The following is a 1,550-nucleotide window of genomic DNA, read 5'->3' as shown; positions in this document are numbered from 1 at the left end:
CGGATCGCCCGCGGCGGCATGGCCAGCGTCTACGAAGCCGTCGACACCCGCCTGGATCGCACCGTCGCCGTCAAGATCATGCACCCGGGACTGGGCGACGCGACGTCCCACGACGACGACTCGTTCGCCCGGCGCTTCGTCCGCGAAGCACGTTCAGCGGCACGGCTGTCGCACTCCAACGTGGTCGCGGTCTACGACCAGGGCCGGGACGAGACCGGCGACGGCACCATCTACCTGGTGATGGAGTACGTCCCCGGCCACACGCTGCGCGACACGATCACCAAGGAAGCGCCGATGTCGCCCGAACGGGCGCTGGCGATCATCGACCCGGTGCTCTCGGCGCTCGCCGCGGCCCACCGGGCGGGCCTGATCCACCGTGACGTGAAGCCCGAGAACGTCCTCATCGCCGACGACGGCCGGATCAAGGTCGCCGACTTCGGCCTCGCCAAGGCAGTGAGCTCCGACACCCAGCACACGGCGACCAACGGCGTGCTCATCGGAACCGTGTCGTACCTCGCTCCCGAGCTGGTCATCGAGCAGCGCGCCGACGCACGAGCCGACGTGTACGCCGTCGGCGTGATCCTGTTCGAGCTGCTCACCGGCACCAAGCCGCACACCGGCGAGAGCCCGATCGCCGTGGCCTACCGCCACGTCCACCACGACGTGCCCGCCCCGTCGAGCGTCGTCCCCGGCCTTCCCGCGTACGTCGACGCGCTGGTCGCGCGCGCAACGACACGCGACCCCAGCCTGCGCCCCTCCGACGCGACGGTGCTGCTGCACCACGTGCACCGGGTCAGCCATGCCCTGCAGAGCGGGGTCCGCGATGATCCCGAACTGGTCGACGACCTGCTGCCCAACGCGCGGGTGGCCGAGTCCGACGAGCTCCGGGACGCCGGCAACGACACGACGCCCGAGCCGGTGAGCTCGTTGTGGGAAAGCACGCCCGACCTGGTCCCCTCCCGGTCCGATGGGCGGCCCACTGCGGAGGATCGCGAGTCGACGACAGTGATCCCGGCCCCCATGCCGGCCGCGCCGCGCTCGCTCCCTCCGGCCCGACCACAGCAGCAGGCTCCCCGGGAGCGCCGCGGCCGACGCGGCGTCGTACTCGCCCTGCTGGTGGCGCTGGTCGTCGCCGCGCTCGGCGCGGGCGGCTACTGGCTCGGTTGGGGTCGCTACACGACGACTCCGAGCGTGGTGAGCCTGGACCAGGCGGCCGCCGAGGCGAAGCTCGATGACGCCGGCCTCGCAGCGAGCGTCGAGCAGGAGGTCTACTCCGAGAGCGTCGCCGCGGGCGTCGTGATCGCGACGGATCCCAAGCCCGGCGAACGGATCCTGCCCGGTGACACCGTCGAGCTGACCGTGTCGCGCGGCAAGGAGCGCTACGACGTCCCCGACCTGCGCGGGATGACCGTCGACGAGGCGGAAGCTGCGCTCGCCGAGGTCAAGATGGTCCTCGGCCGCACCACGGAGGCCTACTCCGACACCGTCCCGAAGGGCCAGGTCGTCGCGACCAAGCCGGCGTTCGGCACGCCGGCCGCCCGGACCCAGCC

The 1,550-nt window shown here is 72.1% G+C and carries 1 protein-coding gene; it reads left to right on the top strand.

Annotation, left to right across the window (positions count from 1 at the left end; genetic code table 11):
- Window positions 1-1,550, top strand: a 1,550-nt coding sequence (pknB, locus tag ACOADB_RS08350; RefSeq protein ID WP_378597497.1) for a Stk1 family PASTA domain-containing Ser/Thr kinase, incomplete at both ends; no start/stop codon positions are given.

This window comes from Nocardioides sp. CPCC 206348 (assembly GCF_048654705.1).
Lineage (GTDB): Bacteria > Actinomycetota > Actinomycetes > Propionibacteriales > Nocardioidaceae > Nocardioides.
The sequence above is the reverse complement of the archived record's forward strand: the minus strand, read 5'-3'. Positions and strand labels throughout refer to the sequence as shown.